General features: G+C 38.4%; 16 protein-coding genes and 1 riboswitch. Of the genes, 14 read left to right on the top strand and 2 right to left on the bottom strand.

Annotated features, from left to right (window positions below):
- Nucleotides 1-277 precede the first annotated feature (277 nt).
- The 10 genes from CBM15_RS15780 (at nucleotide 278) to brnQ (ending at nucleotide 11,735) form a co-directional block, all read left to right on the top strand.
- Nucleotides 278-1,021 carry a pseudouridine synthase gene (locus CBM15_RS15780; RefSeq protein ID WP_008408102.1) on the top strand — a complete coding sequence of 248 codons (744 nt, stop codon included), beginning with the start codon at nucleotides 278-280 and terminating at the stop codon, nucleotides 1,019-1,021.
- Between the two features lie 106 nt (nucleotides 1,022-1,127).
- The gene (resA, locus tag CBM15_RS15775) at nucleotides 1,128-1,661 is read left to right on the top strand and encodes a thiol-disulfide oxidoreductase ResA (protein WP_008408103.1); all 534 of its coding nucleotides are present in this window, start codon (nucleotides 1,128-1,130) and stop codon (nucleotides 1,659-1,661) included.
- Between the two features lie 13 nt (nucleotides 1,662-1,674).
- Nucleotides 1,675-3,333 carry a cytochrome c biogenesis ResB family protein gene (locus CBM15_RS15770; RefSeq protein ID WP_087618240.1) on the top strand — a complete coding sequence of 553 codons (1,659 nt, stop codon included), beginning with the start codon at nucleotides 1,675-1,677 and terminating at the stop codon, nucleotides 3,331-3,333.
- Nucleotides 3,330-4,514: a c-type cytochrome biogenesis protein CcsB gene (ccsB, locus tag CBM15_RS15765; protein WP_087618239.1), complete on the top strand. Its 1,185-nt coding sequence runs from the start codon at nucleotides 3,330-3,332 to the stop codon at nucleotides 4,512-4,514. Before CBM15_RS15770 ends, ccsB begins: the two co-directional genes overlap by 4 nt.
- 188 nt (nucleotides 4,515-4,702) lie before the next feature.
- Complete coding sequence (locus CBM15_RS15760; RefSeq protein WP_014824342.1) at nucleotides 4,703-5,419, top strand: response regulator transcription factor; 717 nt, start codon at nucleotides 4,703-4,705, stop codon at nucleotides 5,417-5,419.
- The gene (locus CBM15_RS15755) at nucleotides 5,412-7,190 is read left to right on the top strand and encodes an ATP-binding protein (protein WP_014824341.1); all 1,779 of its coding nucleotides are present in this window, start codon (nucleotides 5,412-5,414) and stop codon (nucleotides 7,188-7,190) included. The genes CBM15_RS15760 and CBM15_RS15755 overlap by 8 nt, the downstream gene beginning before the upstream one ends.
- Nucleotides 7,191-7,352: 162 nt before the next feature.
- Nucleotides 7,353-7,886 (top strand): RNA polymerase sigma factor SigX, encoded by a 534-nt coding sequence (locus tag CBM15_RS15750; RefSeq protein WP_087618238.1) that lies wholly within the window; start codon nucleotides 7,353-7,355, stop codon nucleotides 7,884-7,886.
- Nucleotides 7,883-9,106 (top strand): hypothetical protein, encoded by a 1,224-nt coding sequence (locus CBM15_RS15745; RefSeq protein ID WP_087618237.1) that lies wholly within the window; start codon nucleotides 7,883-7,885, stop codon nucleotides 9,104-9,106. The genes CBM15_RS15750 and CBM15_RS15745 overlap by 4 nt, the downstream gene beginning before the upstream one ends.
- Nucleotides 9,107-9,211: 105 nt before the next feature.
- Nucleotides 9,212-9,386, top strand: a riboswitch (FMN riboswitch).
- 243 nt (nucleotides 9,387-9,629) lie between these two features.
- Nucleotides 9,630-10,205, top strand: a complete 576-nt coding sequence (locus tag CBM15_RS15740) for an ECF transporter S component (RefSeq protein ID WP_014824338.1) — start codon at nucleotides 9,630-9,632, stop codon at nucleotides 10,203-10,205.
- A 177-nt stretch (nucleotides 10,206-10,382) separates the two neighbouring features.
- Entirely contained in the window at nucleotides 10,383-11,735 is a 1,353-nt protein-coding gene (gene brnQ, locus CBM15_RS15735) for a branched-chain amino acid transport system II carrier protein (protein ID WP_087618236.1), read from the top strand.
- A gap of 51 nt (nucleotides 11,736-11,786) precedes the next feature.
- Here brnQ and CBM15_RS15730 read toward each other — a convergent pair whose 3' ends face one another.
- Nucleotides 11,787-12,644, bottom strand: a complete 858-nt coding sequence (locus CBM15_RS15730) for a YitT family protein (RefSeq protein WP_014824336.1) — start codon at nucleotides 12,642-12,644, stop codon at nucleotides 11,787-11,789.
- Nucleotides 12,645-12,951: 307 nt separating this feature from the next.
- On the opposite strand from CBM15_RS15730, the gene CBM15_RS15725 reads away from it, so the two are divergent.
- The 3 genes from CBM15_RS15725 (at nucleotide 12,952) to CBM15_RS15715 (ending at nucleotide 15,282) form a co-directional block, all read left to right on the top strand.
- Nucleotides 12,952-13,347, top strand: a complete 396-nt coding sequence (locus CBM15_RS15725) for a MerR family transcriptional regulator (protein WP_008408113.1) — start codon at nucleotides 12,952-12,954, stop codon at nucleotides 13,345-13,347.
- A 28-nt stretch (nucleotides 13,348-13,375) separates the two neighbouring features.
- Nucleotides 13,376-14,734, top strand: a complete 1,359-nt coding sequence (glnA, locus tag CBM15_RS15720; RefSeq protein WP_087618235.1) for a type I glutamate--ammonia ligase — start codon at nucleotides 13,376-13,378, stop codon at nucleotides 14,732-14,734.
- A 137-nt stretch (nucleotides 14,735-14,871) separates the two neighbouring features.
- Complete coding sequence (locus CBM15_RS15715; RefSeq protein ID WP_065216978.1) at nucleotides 14,872-15,282, top strand: VOC family protein; 411 nt, start codon at nucleotides 14,872-14,874, stop codon at nucleotides 15,280-15,282.
- A gap of 134 nt (nucleotides 15,283-15,416) precedes the next feature.
- On the opposite strand, the gene CBM15_RS15710 is transcribed toward CBM15_RS15715, so the two are convergent.
- Nucleotides 15,417-15,593, bottom strand: coding sequence for an aspartyl-phosphate phosphatase Spo0E family protein (locus CBM15_RS15710; protein WP_014824333.1), 177 nt, complete (start codon nucleotides 15,591-15,593; stop codon nucleotides 15,417-15,419).
- Between the two features lie 374 nt (nucleotides 15,594-15,967).
- On the opposite strand from CBM15_RS15710, the gene CBM15_RS15705 reads away from it, so the two are divergent.
- Nucleotides 15,968-17,083 carry an ABC transporter gene (locus tag CBM15_RS15705; RefSeq protein WP_087618234.1) on the top strand — a complete coding sequence of 372 codons (1,116 nt, stop codon included), beginning with the start codon at nucleotides 15,968-15,970 and terminating at the stop codon, nucleotides 17,081-17,083.
- Nucleotides 17,084-17,092: the final 9 nt, after the last annotated feature.

Below are 17,092 nucleotides of genomic sequence, written 5' to 3'. Positions count from 1 at the left end.
GGAAGCCAGCTTAAAAGCACCGCATCATGCGACAACAGCTGACTGACCCACATCATGTGAGCCTCAAAGCCCAGTCCAGACGCAATTACGCCAAGGCGTAATTGATTAAGTTCTGAAAGTATGACATAATTTTTATTCGTTAAGGATTTATTTTCGCTCGTAATTGTGGATTGCAGCAATGATATTTAAAATTTAACAGAGCAGTAAACGAAAAGTGCAAAGGCGAATGCTGAAGAAGTATGCGTCTTTGCAGTTTATCAATCAATGAGGTGAACTTATGGAAAGATTACAAAAAGTGATTGCCTATGCAGGCGTTGCATCACGACGTAAAGCAGAGCAATTAATCGTAGAAGGTAAAGTAAAAGTAAATGGAGTCGTAGTAAAAGAGCTTGGAACAAAAGTATCCAACTCGGACACGATTGAAGTAGAAGGCGTAAAGCTTGAAAAAGAAGACAAAGTGTATTTCTTACTATATAAACCACGTGCCTATATTTCGGCAGTTACTGATGATAAAGGGCGAAAAACGGTTACAGACATTTTTAAAAAGCATGTTCATCAGCGTATTTTCCCGGTAGGGCGTTTAGATTATGATACGACAGGGTTATTGCTTTTAACGAATGACGGCGAGTTTTCAAACTTAATGACGCATCCGAAATTCAAAATCGACAAAACGTATATTGCGCGTGTAAAAGGAATTCCTACAAAGCAAGGTTTAATGAAACTGCAAAGCGGGATTAAGCTGGAGGACGGTAAAACGGCTCCTGCAAAAGTAAGCATGACTAGCTTTGATGAGAATGCCGGTAAAGCAATTTGTGAGATTACGATCCATGAAGGGCGAAATCGCCAAGTCCGCCGTATGTTTGAAGCAATCGGTACACCTGTCGTGAAATTAAAACGCGAGCGCTTTGCATTTTTGGATTTAACAGGTCTTAGTCCAGGAGAATACCGTCAGCTGACTAAACATGAAGTAAAACTACTTCGTGTATTAGCGGAGACAGGTAAAGTTGATTATAACAATTAATTGTTTATGATATTCATAAGTCCTTCTGAAAGAAAAGAATTTAAATTTTGTAATAATTTGCTATAATAGGCAACAGTACTTGCTGAAGTGGAAGGGGGTTTTTTATTTGGAAAAAAAGAAACAACGTTCTGTGACTCGCGGCATCATTTTAACCATTTTAGCAATCGCAATCGGATATACAGTTTACGCTGCCGTAACGAAAGATAAAATAAATATTGTACAAGCCGGGGCACAGGCGCCTGATTTTGAAGTAGTAGATTTACAAGGGGAAAAACATAGATTGAAAGACTACGAGGGAAAGGGTGTCGTACTGAATTTCTGGGGTACATGGTGTGAGCCATGTGAACGAGAATTCCCTGCAATGACGCGTCAATATGCGGAATTTAAGGGCCAGGATGTTCAAATTATTGCCGTTAACTTCGCGCAGTCTGAATTTGAAGTAAAAAAATATGTGGCGAATATGGGGATGACGTTCCCGGTTGCGATCGATAAAACGAAAAGTGTTTTCACTGCCTATAATATTGGACCCCTGCCTACATCAATTTTCATTAAACCCGACGGTACAATAGACCGTATTATTACTGGAGAAATGACCGAGAAGGAAATTGTGCAATATATGGAGTCAATCAAGCCGGAATAGGAGTTTTTACGCAATGAATAAACTACTTTGTGAATGCGGGCATGAAAATCCTGAAGGTACAACGCTCTGCCAAAAATGCGGTTCTCCATTATCCGCAGAAGAAAAAAGCAAAAAAATTGCAGATATGCGGTACGAAGGGACAGCCATACGTTCAAAAACTTATAACAAGTCAATTATTGATAAGGTTTGGAATTTTTTCTCAAGTGTGAAAGTCGGAATTACGCTCATTATTATCAATTTAATAGCAGCATCAATTGGTACAATCCTACCTCAGGAGTTTTACATAAGCGTAGCGACAGACGCTGAGAAGGAAAAGTACTATTCGGATGTTTATGGATGGTTCGGTGAAATATACTACGCGTTAGGTTTATCGGATCTTTATTCATCCTTATGGTTCCAATTACTTGTATTAATGTTAGGCGTGTCCATTATTATTGCAAGTATAGATAGAGGTATTCCATTACATAAATCTTTAAAAAACCAACGAGTTAAACGACATTCAAACTTTATGAAGCGTCAGCGAATTATTGGTGAGGGGAAACCAACTGAAACGCCCGATCAAACGCTTCAGCTCGTTGAACAATCTTTAAAAACATTGAAATACAATGTTCGACGTGAGGATGATTCCATCTTAGCGGAACGTGGACGTTTTTCGCGCTATGGTGCCTATGTAAATCATGTTGGATTAATTGTCTTTTTAATAGGGGTCATGCTCCATTTAGTCCCGGGCATGTACGTTGATGAATCGATGTGGCTTCGTGAAGGCGAGACACGTGCTGTACCGGGTATGGACGGGTATTTCCTAAAGAATGATAAATTTATTTTGGAGACTTACGATAATGTTCCGCAGGGCGAGCAGATCAAACAAGGGGTCAATGTAGTCGCAAAAAATTACCAGACAGACGTGACATTGTATAAACAGCAGGAAAATAGCGTACCAGGACAGGCGGAAAACCTGGAAAAAGTGAAGCAATACGGAATTCAGGTAAACCATCCGCTCAAGCATGAGGGCTATGCATTTTATCAGATGGATTTCCGATTAAATGAGATTAAAACAATGGTTTTTGATTTAATCAATAAGGAAACAGAACAATCGCTAGGTCAATTAAGCATTGATTTAACGAACCCGCAGGAAGTATATACGCTTGAAAATGGCGCACAGGTCGAATTAATGGGTTTTTATCCGGACTTTTCAGGTTTTGAAGATGGTGTACCGCAAACTGCTACCCAAACACCGAATAATCCGGCATTTATTTTTAAAATGACTACCCCTGAAACACCAGATGGGGAGACAAGCTTTGTTGCGATCCAGCAAACACTGGAGCCAGAAGGTGACAATATTTATAAAATGAAGTTTTCGAATGTGGAAACGCGACATATGTCGGGTTTAACGATTCGTTATGACCGGACAATCCCTATTTTAATTGTAGGGGGCATTATCTTTATGATTGGTGTTGTAATCGGTTCCTATTGGAATCATCGCCGTATATGGATTGAACAGTTGGCTGATGGAACAATACGCATGGCAGCACATACGAATAAAAACTGGTTTAGTATGAAAAAGGATTTAGATGCATTAACGAAGCATGCTCATTTACCACAATACGTAGATCAACAGGAAATAGAAAACAACGAACATGTTGAAACAGAAAAGGATGGTAAAACCTTATGAGTTTAATCGATTTAAGCGGTTATTTACTGTATGCGGCATTTATTAGTTATTTGGTAGGGACATTTTTATTTGCAGGCGCAATTAAAGTAAAAAATGACACAGCAGCAGCTCGGGCAGATAAATACGGTAAAATTGCCCTTGTTGTTACAATTATCGGTTTTGTTGCGCAGTTAGGTTATTTTATTACACGTTGGATTTATACAGGACATGCACCGGTTAGTAATATGTTTGAATTTACGACAGCATTCGGTATGTTCATCGTTCTATCCTTTATCGTTATTTACTTTACGTATAAAGTGGCAGCATTAGGGGTTGTTGCTTTACCAATTGCATTATTGATTATTGCATATGCCTCTATGTTCCCGACAGAGGTAAGTCCATTAGTACCGTCACTGCAAAGTCATTGGCTGACGATCCATGTTACAACTGCAGCGTTAGGGCAATCGATTTTTGGGATTAGTGCGGTAGCCGGACTTATTTATTTGCTGAGAAATGTGAATATGGACGAGCGCTCAAAAGAAAGTTTTTGGCTGGAAGCAGTCATGTTCTGCTGTGTATTAGTTGTAGGATTCGTTGCGGCAACGGTTACATTTAATGCAATGGATTATGAAGCGAAATATGAATACGTTGATACATTGGATCAGGTCAGTACTTCAACGTATTTGATGCCGGCTATTTTCGGTATGAATGAGTATGTGGAGTTGTCTGAAGACCGTATGACACCGTTATTTGAGTTACCGGCATTGATCGATGCACGGAAACTCACAACTGTTTTTTGGTCTGCTCTGTTCGGTACAATTATTTATATACTCATTCGACTGATTTTTAGAAGAAAGATAGCGAAAATGTTTCAGCCATTAGTTAAACGGGTGAACTCGACGCTGATGGACGAAATTGCCTACCGTTCGATTTTAATTGCTTTTCCGATTTTTACATTAGGCGCGCTTATTTTTGCGATGATCTGGGCACAGGAAGCATGGGGACGATTTTGGGGCTGGGATCCGAAAGAAGTATGGGCCCTTATTACATGGCTGTTCTATGCAGCATTTTTACACCTGCGTCTGTCAAAAGGCTGGGAAGGAAAAAAGAGTGCTTGGCTAACGGTAATTGGTTTTCTAATCATTTTATTCAATTTAGTCGTTGTTAATCTTGTTATTGCAGGATTACACTCTTATGCATAATGTGACAATAACTGCTTTTTAACCTATCGTTAAAGCAATTATAATAGTTTCCAATTCTATACAAAATAATTAATAAACAGTCATAAAGTTCGAAAAGTTCAATCACAATGATTGGGCTTTTCTTTTCAATCGTTCACTAAAAAGGTACAATAGAGAAGAGAAATAGAGTTTTGAAAGGGGCAACACCAGTGTCTGAAAATATTTCTGTGTTGATAGTGGATGACGAGGATCGAATTCGTCGTTTGTTAAAAATGTATTTAGAGCGTGAGGGCTATTTAGTAGAAGAAGCGGAAAATGGAGAACAAGCACTTTCGATGGCACTTGAAAAAGATTATCATTGTATTTTGTTGGATATTATGATGCCTGAAAAAGATGGTTTGGAAGTTTGTGCTGAACTGCGCGAAAAGAAAACAACGCCTATTATATTGTTGACGGCAAAAGGTGAAGAAGCAAACCGTGTACAAGGATTTGAGCTTGGTGCGGATGATTATATTGTGAAACCATTTAGTCCGCGAGAAGTCGTATTGCGTGTAAAAGCAATATTACGACGTTCAGCAGTATTTTCACCTGTTTCAAATTCTTCATCATCTAAAGATCTAGTTGTGTTCCCGCATTTAACAATTGATCATGATGCACATCGTGTGACAGCAGATGGAACGGAAGTAAATTTAACACCGAAAGAATACGAATTATTGTACTTTTTGGCGAAATCACCCGATAAAGTTTTCGACCGTGAGCAATTATTAAAAGAAGTTTGGCATTATGATTTCTTTGGTGATCTGCGCACAGTAGATACACATGTAAAGCGTCTGCGTGAAAAACTGAACCGTGTCTCTGAAAATGCAGCGAAAATGATTGTAACGGTTTGGGGAGTAGGCTATAAATTCGAGGTCGTAAATGATTAGAATAGCAACAAGTATTGTCGGGAAGCTATGGGGAACCATTTTGCTTCTCGTTTCATTTGTCCTGTTTATTTTCACCATTTTCATGTTGGAGTTTCTTGAAAACTATCATAACGAGCAGTCCGAGGCTTCATTAAGGCAAACAGCCGCAGCTATTGCGAGCATTATCGATGAGGAAGAAATCGATGATAAGCAGTTTGCGATTATTTCGGAATTATTAACGGAAACAACAAATGTACTTATCGCGAAAAATTCAGATGAAATATTGTATGCAAGACAAGAAGGAATCAATAAAGAAGAAATTCAGCAAAAAATAATAAGCAGTAAAGCATTTGAAGAAGTATATGCATCATCAGAGCCGATAGTAGAGGAACTGAAGCTGCCTTCAAATCGGGAAGAAGATGCGAGCGACACCAATTATATTGTATTGGGTTTCCCGCTGAAAAGTGTTGAAGACTTACATGGGGCCGTTTTTATATACAAAAATCCCGATGCGTTACACCAGACAAGTAATGAAACAACGAAAATTGTTGTTATAGCTGCAGCCATCGCATTTATATTGACGACAATTTTTGCATTTTTCCTATCTTCTAAAATAACGCTTCCATTGCGTAAAATGAGAGAGCATGCATTCGAATTGGCGAAGGGACGTTTCGATTCTAAAATTGAAACGAAGCAAAATGATGAAATTGGTCAGCTTGCCGTTGCGTTTAACCAGATGGGCCGCCAATTGAAGCATCATTTGGAAGTGATCAACCAGGAAAAAGAACAATTATCGAGTATTTTAACATCGATGACCGATTCCGTTATTACATTTAATCGTGATAAAACGATTTTAGTGAGCAATCCCCCTGCAGAGCGACTACTGCAAAAATGGTTCGTCGAAAAAGGATTGGACAGCTCCAAGCCGATACCTGATGAACTTTACCAAATGCTTGACCATGTATTGAATTTTGAAGATCAGCTGGACGAAGAGTTTGAAATGGGCAAATCCTATTACAGTATAACGATTAGTCCGCTGTACAGCAGGGACTCCATTCGTGGTGCAGTCGCTGTTATACGAGATAAAACCGAGGAAACAAAACTGGAAAAGCTGAAATCGGATTTTATCGCCAATGTTTCACATGAACTTCGGACACCAATCGCGATGCTACAAGGCTATTCTGAGGCGATTATTGATGGGGTTGTGACAACAGAGGAAGAACGTATAGATATGATCCGTGTAATATACGATGAATCACAGCGTATGAGTCGTCTTGTAACAGATTTACTTGACTTGGCGCGGATGGAATCGGGACATATGACCCTGTATAAGGAAGAAGTGCCATTAGTTACAGTTATTGAACGAATGACACATAAGTTTGACCAAACAGCGAAAGAAAAGCATGTGCAACTGCAGATTGAAACAGACTTTTCGGACGAAACGCTTATTTCGATTGATGAGGACCGCATCGAGCAAGTGTTAACGAACTTAATTGATAATGCGATTCGCCATACACCAGCCGATGGATCCGTGACTGTTTCTATGATAAATGAGCAAAATTACGCAAAAATTCAAGTGAGCGATACAGGGCAAGGCATTCCTCAAGATGATTTGCCATATGTATTCGAACGGTTCTACAAAGCTGATAAAGCACGTACTCGCTCAAAAGGCGGAACGGGCTTAGGTCTGGCCATTACGAAAAATATTGTGGAAGCACATAACGGAAGAATTTCTGTTGATAGTGTCGAACAGCAAGGAACAACCTTTACATTTTACTTGCCATTACCTTAAAAAAATGGGGTAATGGAATAATGGTTATGAAAAAGTTTATCATTTTGAATCGCTCAAAGTGATAAACTTTTCTTTTTAATTGACTAGTTCGTTTATAAACGGATGATTATTGTAACTTTTTTGTTTCGAAAACGACAAATTACGTGAATGGAGGTGGGATGGGTGCAGCAATCCATTTTCCATCGATTATACGATACGTATCATCAGGATGTTTTTAATTTTTTGTTCTACTTAGTAAAAGACCGTACCACAGCTGAGGATCTTGCCCATGAAGTGTATGTTCGTGTATTAAAATCATACGACCGTTTCGAAGGGAAAAGCTCTGAAAAAACCTGGCTGTTTTCAATAGCAAAAAATGTAGCGATCGATTATTTCAGAAAAAAACAAGTACGTGATAAGCATGCATTTACAGCATTTGATTGGGAGACAGAGCAACTCGTAAGCCCAATCCCTTCACCTGAACAATTTACCGAATTAAATGATCAGCTCCATCAATTATTGGGTGCATTGGAAGAATGTTCAGGAGATCAGAAAATGGTTATTATTATGCGATTTATTCAAGAACTGTCCATCCAGGAAACAGCTGAAATTTTAGGGTGGACGCCCGGCAAAGTTAAAACGACACAGCACCGTGCTTTAAAGAATCTGCGGCTGTTATTGGAAGCGCAAGAAGGAAGGGAGGCGAATCCATTATGAAAAAGGAGCATTGGGATGAAAAAGAGATTGAACTTTTTCTGAAAAAAGCACCGAAAGTAACCGATCATCGTTCAAAAGATGAGGTATTTAATCGATTAAAGGATGATGGAGCATTTAATGAAGATCCGCCTCATATACAGCAAAACAATCAAAAAGGCATCCGTTGGGCACCGTTATTCGTTTCGATTGCATCAATATTTATTATTGTTTTAATCAGCGCGCAATTTATAGGGAATAATGAGTCCGTCACAATGCAAAATGAAACATTTGACATTCAGACTCCAGAAACGGAAGAAAATATGACGATGAGTGCAAAAGAAGATGCGTCTACACAACATGAGCGCTCCATGATTAATAGTTTTACGACGGAAGCTCAACCGGAGCAAACGTTAGTTTATGAAAATGAGCTTGCCGACAACACATTATTAGAAATTGGTCTTGCAGGGGATGATGCAGAAAGCGTACCAGTGAGCATATTGATTCCAAATGAAGTTGTTGCCGAAAAAACAGGTACAGAAAATCCGTCAAAGCTGGAACTTTATAATACATTCAGTCCGCTGCTTGATGAACAGTCGCTCGGGTTTAATGAATATCATCCATACAAGGGTGAATTGCGAGAAGAAGGGAACACGCTTGTTCACATATTGCCGGAAGGTCACCAATATGATGCAGGAACAGCTTCCTTATCGAATTATCTTGGTTCACTTGTCGATACTTTCAGTGATGCATATACGGAAGTGCAAATAGAAAATATCTCAGGAAAACCAATTTCCTTCGATCATATTGGAGATGTAAATGAGCCGTTTCTATTAAACGATGAGAACGCTCAATATAATTATTTTATGTATCAGATGCGCAATGGGGCGGTATATTTAAGTCCGAATTTCCGAATGAGCTTTACAAATGTGGAAGAAGCAATCAAAAATATGACGGTGGAAGCGAACGATATATATAGAACGGTTATATTGCCAGGTGTATATTTAAAAGTTGAAGACGCTGAATCAGTCGTTACGATTACATTTGAAGAGCCTTTAAACTTGGAGAATTACGAGCCTGCACAAGCAATGCGAATGATTGAAGGGTTAATAATGACAGCGGCAAGTTTTGATAAACAAGTCAAATTCGAAAATATTGTACAGGAACAATGGGGCGGTTTTGATTTCACAAAACCAGTGGAGAAGCCGATTGCTGCAAATCGTATCCATTATGAATTTCAATAATCCAAATTAATTTACTAGGAATTGTAAGCAATGGGCTTTACAATTCCTTTTTTTTATATATAATAAGAATTGTAGCAAGGTAATTGTTACATAAATTTCATATTGATTCATCTTCGGGGCAGGGTGTAACTCCCGACCGGCGGTAATAAAAGTGATAACCTCTGACCATTTACTTGGAGGAAGTTATGTCAAACTTTTCGAGCCCGCGAGCCACTTTTTGTGTGCAGGATTTGGTGCAATTCCAAAGCCGACAGTATAGTCTGGATGGGAGAAGGTGAAGGTACGGTCGTCATTTTTTGAAAATGCCGTGCTTTGCAGTACTTATTTTCAAGTTCCTTATTTGTTGCGGAATATTTTTTCGTATACAAAAATCAGGAATTGCTGCAAATGCACTGATAGACCCTTTATTTAAGTGTGCCTATTTCTCCCTTATGCTCTATTTGAGTATAAGGGTTTTTTCATGGAATGATTTGATACGTCCTTTCTTCTTGCGAGATGGAATCAGCAAAGAGGAGAGATTTATATGCAAAAAAGAAGTTTAAAGTTACGATCATTCGTAACAATCGCAATGCTGAGTGGAGTTTCATTTGTTCTAATGTTGTTAAACTTCCCACTACCATGGTTCCCGGTGTTTTTACAAATTGATTTCAGTGATGTGCCAGCATTGATTGCGGCAATTACAATGGGTCCTGTTGCGGGTATTCTAGTTGAACTTGTCAAAAATGTGCTTGACTGGATTTACACAGGGGCTCCTGAAGGGATTCCGGTAGGTCATATGGCAAACTTTGCTACAGGTGTATTATTCATTTTACCAGCTTACTATATTTATAAAAAATTCCCTTCTGCAAAAGGGTTAATGACAGGCTTAGTTGTTTCTACGGTTGTTATGTCACTAGGAATGGCAGCATTAAATTATGTGGCGTTCTTACCGCTGTATACGTACTTACTAGGCTTCGAATATAATATGTACGAAACGATCGTACTGGGTATTTTACCATTTAATATTGTTAAAGGAATTATGATGATTGTTGTCGTGACGATGCTTTACCGTACAATGCGTGTATGGATTGAAAATCAGCGCCGACAATATTTGGCTTAATTAAATAATAAGATTCGGAGCGATGTCGTAAAAGTGTTAACTTTATGACACCGCTCCTTTTATATTTACTATTACTATTGTCATTCTGTTATAGGGCTGATATGATATTGTACATTGTTAAGAAAATTAGGACGTTTCATTAAAACACCATGAAATGACATCTTGGGAGAGAATATGATGGACAAAAAAATACCATTTTCAACCTATGCAGTAATCGGAACGATGCTGTTTGGTATGTTTTTTGGAGCGGGAAATTTAATATTTCCGATTCAAATGGGGCAATTGGCAGGAACGAATTATTGGTTTGCGCTAATTGGCTTTTTAGTTACGGCAATTGGTTTGCCGTTTTTAGGAATTCTGGCAATCGGATTGTCGGGAAGTAATGGATTGCGTGATTTGGCAAGTAAAGTACATCCGATGTTTGGATTGTTTTTTGCATTGGCTTTATATTTAACGATCGGGCCGTTTTTTGCAATTCCACGTACAGCAACAGTACCGTTTGTCGTTGGATTTGAACCGTTTATCGATCCTTCACAGGCAACATTGTGGCTAGCGGTATTCAGTTTTATTTTCTTCGCGATAGTTTTTTACTTTTCGTTAAATCCGGCGAAAATAATGGACATTATCGGAAAATACTTAACGCCAGCTTTTTTAATCTTTTTATTTGTATTAATCGGAATTAGTCTATTTTCTCCAATGGGGAAATTTGTTGAGCCTGCTGGGGCCTATATTAACGAGGCGTTTATGACAGGATTTAAAGAAGGGTATAATACGATGGATGCACTTGCTTCACTTGCGTTCGGTATTGTAGTCATCCATGCGATTAAACGGACAGGTATTACAGATAAAAAAGAAATTGCAAAAGCGACTTGGAAATCGGGTATTTTTGCAATGGCATTAATGATGCTAATATACGGTCTGATTGCTTACATGGGAGCATCAAGTGTAACCGCAATAGGTACATTTGAAAATGGCGGGCAAATTTTTGCGGCTGTTGCTGATCATTACTTCGGCTCATATGGTGCGATTTTGTTGGCAATTATTATTGTACTTGCATGTTTGAAAACGAGTATTGGGCTCATTACTTCATGCAGTGAGTTTTTCCATGAAGTGTTTCCGAAAATCAGCTATAAGACATTTGTAGTGATGCTATGTGCTGTTTCTTTTATCATTGCGAACTTTGGGTTAACGAATATTATTACATATGCGATTCCGGTGTTGATGTTCCTTTACCCGCTGGCAATTGTGTTAATAATCCTGGCACTTTTAGGACCGTTGTTTCACTATAAAAAACCTGTATTTACAGGTGCGATTGTGCTGGTATTCTTTATTAGTATAATTGATGGATACAATGCATTGATCGGTAGTGTACCGGCATTTGAAGTAAGTTTGTTGTCCTCTATTTCAACGATCTATGCGGACTACTTGCCGCTTTATTCAATTGGCTTAGGATGGATTGTACCGGCTGTAGTTGGGGCGGTTATCGGATTATGTATTCCGAATCGCAGCGGTGAAGTAAATACGAATTAAAAAATGGGTGTGTAAGAGGAAAAATTTCCTTTTACACACCCGTTTTCTGTTTTAGTGGATATTTTGTTTTTTGAAGTTTCCACCTTTAACTTCGACTACTTCGTACACCGTCACAAAGGCATTCGGATCGATTTCACGAATGATTCCTTTTATTTTGCTTTCCTCCATTCGGTTAATTACGCAAGTGATTTCTTGGAACTCCTGATGCGAGTAAGCACCGTATACCGTATTGAATGTGGCGCTTCGTCCTAAGCGGTCCCGGATCGTTTCGACCATTTTAAGTGGCTCGTTCGTTATAATTTTGTATGTTTTAGAGCCGCTTAGTCCTTCTTCTACAATTATGATAACTTTCGATGCAATATAGTACGCAATTGCTGATAGCAATGCACCTTTGAATCCGAAAACAAACGAAACGATAATGAAAACGAAAAAGTTTAAAAATAGAATGAGATCACTTGTACCAAAAGGGAGTTTTCTGGAAAGTAACACAGCAAGCATGTCTATCCCGTCGAGAGCCCCACCATTGCGGAGTGCTAAACCCATACCGATACCTAAAATGATCCCCCCTACAACTGTAATAAGCAATGCATCGCCAGTAATGATTGTTGGTACATGGTGCATAAGCGAAGTACCGATTGCTAATGATGCAATCCCGATAACAGAATTGATAGCAAATGTTTTTCCGATTTGTTTATATCCTAAATAAATAAACGGGATGTTTAGTAAGGCGATCAGCAGGCCTAATGATATTGGCGTTAGCTGAGAAATAACGATACTAATCCCCGTGATTCCGCCATCCGATACGTTATTTGGTATTAATACCGCTTCTAATCCATAAGCGGCGATTAAACCGCCAATAATAACAATGATTTTTTGTCCGATTGACTTTGCGATGTCTTGCTTCGACATAAAATTCCCCCTCAATTTGCATGGTAATAATTATACATGAATTTCGGCCGGATGACTTTTCAACGAGTAAATTAACCAACTTTTTTGCAAAAAAAGATGCATCAATGTTATGTAGTAATGAAATTTTACGTCATTTCATTACGGATTATGTACTGAAACGCAACATGGATTAAAAAACCATTTAAGGGAATGTTCGAATTATGCGATAAGATCGTTCTAAAAAACGTATGTTAGTTTTTATAACATTGAATTGACAAGGGATATTACATTGGTTTAAAGTAAATGGTAAGAAGAGGGAGGCGAGATAATGAGTCGAGAGTTTCGAAGAGCTATGCCGTTACTGCCGATTAGCATGGTTATGCAATTGACGGAATTAACGGCCAGACAAATTCGCTATTATGAGGAACATGAACTAATCGTCCCTGCCAGATCAGAAGGGAATCGCCGGATGTTTTCTCTTGATGATATTGATGCATTGCTGGAAATAAGAGAGCTACTCGATCAGGGCATTAATATGGCAGGTGTCAAAAAGGTATTTGCAATGAGATCGAAAGAGTATGTAAAGAAACCTGACGTGGTACGCGTGACAGATACAGAATTGCGGACTATATTGCGTGAAGAAATGCTGCAGGCACAGCGCATGCAAAAAACATCGCTACGTCAAGGCGATTTATCGCGTTTCTTTCAATATAAAACTGAGTAGGACCAACTAAAAAGGAGAGTGTTGAAGTATGGCAAATGTAATGGTGAATGGAACAAGCAAAGCAACGAAAGAGAGCATTAAAAAAATTGTAGCCGATAAAAATGTTAAATTTATTCGTCTGCAATTTACCGATATTTTAGGAACAATTAAAAACGTCGAAATTCCGGTAAGTCAGTTAGACAAAGCACTGGATAACAAAATGATGTTTGACGGTTCTTCAATTGAAGGCTTTGTGCGCATTGAAGAATCTGACATGTATTTGCGCCCGGACCTAGATACATTTATGATATTCCCATGGACTGCAGAAAAAGGGAAAGTAGCCCGACTAATTTGTGACATCGCACGTCCGGACGGCTCTCCTTTTGAAGGGGATCCTCGCTCTAACTTAAAAAGAATGTTAAAAGAAATGGAGGAATTAGGTTTTACAAGCTTTAACTTAGGACCTGAACCAGAATTCTTCTTATTTAAATTAGATGAAAAAGGCAACCCGACATTAGAGTTGAACGATGATGGTGGCTACTTCGACTTGGCACCGACAGATTTAGGGGAAAACTGCCGACGCGATATCGTATTGGAATTGGAGGAAATGGGCTTTGAAATTGAAGCATCGCACCATGAAGTTGCTCCGGGTCAACACGAAATTGACTTCAAATATGCCAACGCGGTGGAAGCATGCGATAACATCCAAACATTCAAATTAGTAGTAAAAACAATTGCGCGTAAACATGGCCTACATGCGACATTTATGCCAAAACCATTATTCGGCGTGAACGGTTCAGGAATGCATTTCAACTTATCATTATTCCAAGGAAGCAAAAATGCGTTTTGGGATGAAGGGGAAGAATTACAGTTATCAAAAACGGCAAAACATTTCTTAGCGGGTGTATTAAAGCATGTTCAAGGATTTACAGCGGTGACGAATCCGACTGTCAACTCATACAAACGTTTAGTACCTGGCTACGAAGCACCTTGTTATGTGGCATGGTCACCAAAAAACCGTTCACCATTAGTACGTATTCCGGAATCTCGCGGTCTATCAACTCGTATTGAATTACGCTCAGTTGACCCATCGGCAAACCCTTACTTAGCAATGGCTGTTATTTTGGCTGCAGGATTGGATGGCGTGAAAAATGAAATCGAGCCACCAGCACCGGTTGACCGTAACATTTATGTGATGAATGCTGAAGAGCGTGCAGCTTATGGTATTGCAAGTTTACCAGGTTCATTGGATGCTGCATTAAGTACTTTAGCGAAAGATGAAGTAATCATCGATGCGTTAGGTGAACATATTTATGCAAACTTCAAAGAAGCAAAAGAAGTGGAGTTTGATATGTTCCGCACAACCGTTACACAGTGGGAACGCGACCAATATATGAAAATGTACTAAGAGGAAAGCGTTGGGGCTGCATGCCCCAACGCGTTTTTCACATTAACAGATACGATATGTAAGGTCTTGATTTCATCCGTTTGTTGTAGAGTATTTTTCTCCTTTTCTCTCTAAAATGGAAGAAGGAGGGGATGTAAATGAAACAGTGGACAGAAACATTACATGTAGCACAATTTCGTATCGCACGGCCAACTGATCAATTAGAACAAATCGAACGTTTTTACTGTGAAGGTCTTGGTCTTAAGAAACTTGGTGGCTTTAAAGGGCATCGTGGATATACCGGCATCATGATTGGCTTACCGGATGCATCGTATCATCTGGAATTTACTGAGCATGTTGATGGAAGTCCATGTCCTGCACCAACCGAAGATAATTTGCTCGTTTTTTATATGCCTAATGTCAAACAAATTCAAACTGTACAGTCTCGACTCGCTAATATGGGATACGATGAAGTTCCACCGGAAAATCCGTATTGGGCAGAAAAAGGTGTGACGATTGCGGATCCGGATGGCTGGCGTATTGTATTGATGAACACGGACGGTATTTAATTGTGTATATACAAAAATATAATAAAAAGAAAGCGTTGGGGCTTATGCTCCAACGCTTTTTTAATAACAAAACATAAATACGGCAGGTCTACGTACAGAACCTGAGCGACATTATTTATGTATTCTCTCTATTGTTATGCAGCAGTATCCGAATACTTATTAAGTAATTCGTCTAACTCTTGACTGCAATGTACTACTTCAGGGTGTGTGAATCCTAGATCATTTGCTTTTTTGTACATGTCTTTTCTTTTAGATTCAATTCTTATTCTCAATCTTAGTCTGAATATTTTTTTGAAAAATAAAAATCTCATTGCTAAATTTATATTCCTTTCTGAAGTATTACGATGTTTTACTATTTTTGATTGAATAAAACAGCGCTTATTCATCGTAACTTATTACAAAATAATAGAGTGTCGAATCATGTTAGAAACAAAAAGTTCATAATTTTGTAAAAAATAGGTGTATTATACAAAAATAATTTCATCTCATATTGACTTCAGTTATGAAACGAAATAGTTAAAGGAGAGTAGTTAATTTATAAGGATTTTCTTCCTTTTTATTGAAAATTTACCTTTTAGTTTGAAAATTATTAATTGATAGATTATTCTAATAAAGTACCTGATTTTGAACTTTAGGTTTGTAAACGTTTTCAATGTCGATATATAGAAGGGGAGGGAGATTATCTATGTTGCAGGCGTTAAAGGTAGGGTTATTAATCGAACGCTCCAACCGAAAAAATATTGTCGCGTTACTTGCAGTGATCGTCATTGTGTTCGGCTGTATGTTTTTTATTAAAGCACAGTCAGTAGGGGATCAGCTCAATGAAAAAAAGGGCGACTACTACAGTTCGCGTGCTGTATTATCCAAGTTCCAAGTGCAGGATGCCTCAAGGGACGGGGATGGCAGTGATTTATTTAAAAATCTGACACAGCAGAAAAGTGCCGTCGCCTTACAAATTGCCTCATTAACTGTAGAAAATTATCCGATGTATTATGAGGCGTCTTACCGTATTGCGGAACTGCGTCAACAAGCTTTTGATATGGAAGATTATGAAAAAGTGGAGGATTTACTGCCTTCCAAGTTCCAAAATGCAATGAATTACTTATATTTTAAAACGATGCACGAATCGGGAAAAAATACGATCAGCGATTTATCTCATTACATACCATTTTTATTGTATTTCTTTAGTTTAGTAGGTGTTGGCTGGTACATATTCATGAGCTTCTATACGAGCTCGATTTTGCTGGATGATTTTGAGCATTCAAGTATTATCAAAGGCTATCCTGTTCGTTTTGACCAATATATGATATCCAAATGTATCATTGCCTTTTTATATGTTGTCGCATTTATTGCGCTCATCTTTATTAGTGCTTCACCCTTGTTATTCAATGGATTGGGAGATGGCTCTGAACAAGTGGCCGTTTATTTCGGAGAGCCGGCATTAATTTCAAGTGTGTACTATATTGTACTTTGCATTGTCTATATGTTTGTCATTTCGATATTTATAATGCTTTTGTCCATTATTTTAAATGTACTGCTGAAAAATATGTATTTAACATTGTTTGTTCATTTTATTCTATTCTTTTTACCTATTATTTTCCCTTCAATTATTAGCGTGTTCCCGTACAATCCGTTCCATTTTATGAACTTCAATGAAATTTTAAATGGAATGCCGTTGGATTTAGTGCGACCTGTGGATATAACGATGAATATCGGGTTACTGATTATGAGTATTTGTATTTTAATCATGTTATTCGTCATTAAAACATTCTTCTCTACAAGAAAAATTAAAAGGGCCTAGGGGGGAAAG

The sequence above is a fragment of the Solibacillus kalamii genome (assembly GCF_002174535.1).
GTDB lineage: Bacteria > Bacillota > Bacilli > Bacillales_A > Planococcaceae > Solibacillus > Solibacillus silvestris.
Note: the sequence above shows the minus strand (reverse complement) of the source record. Positions and strands in the feature narration are given on the sequence as shown.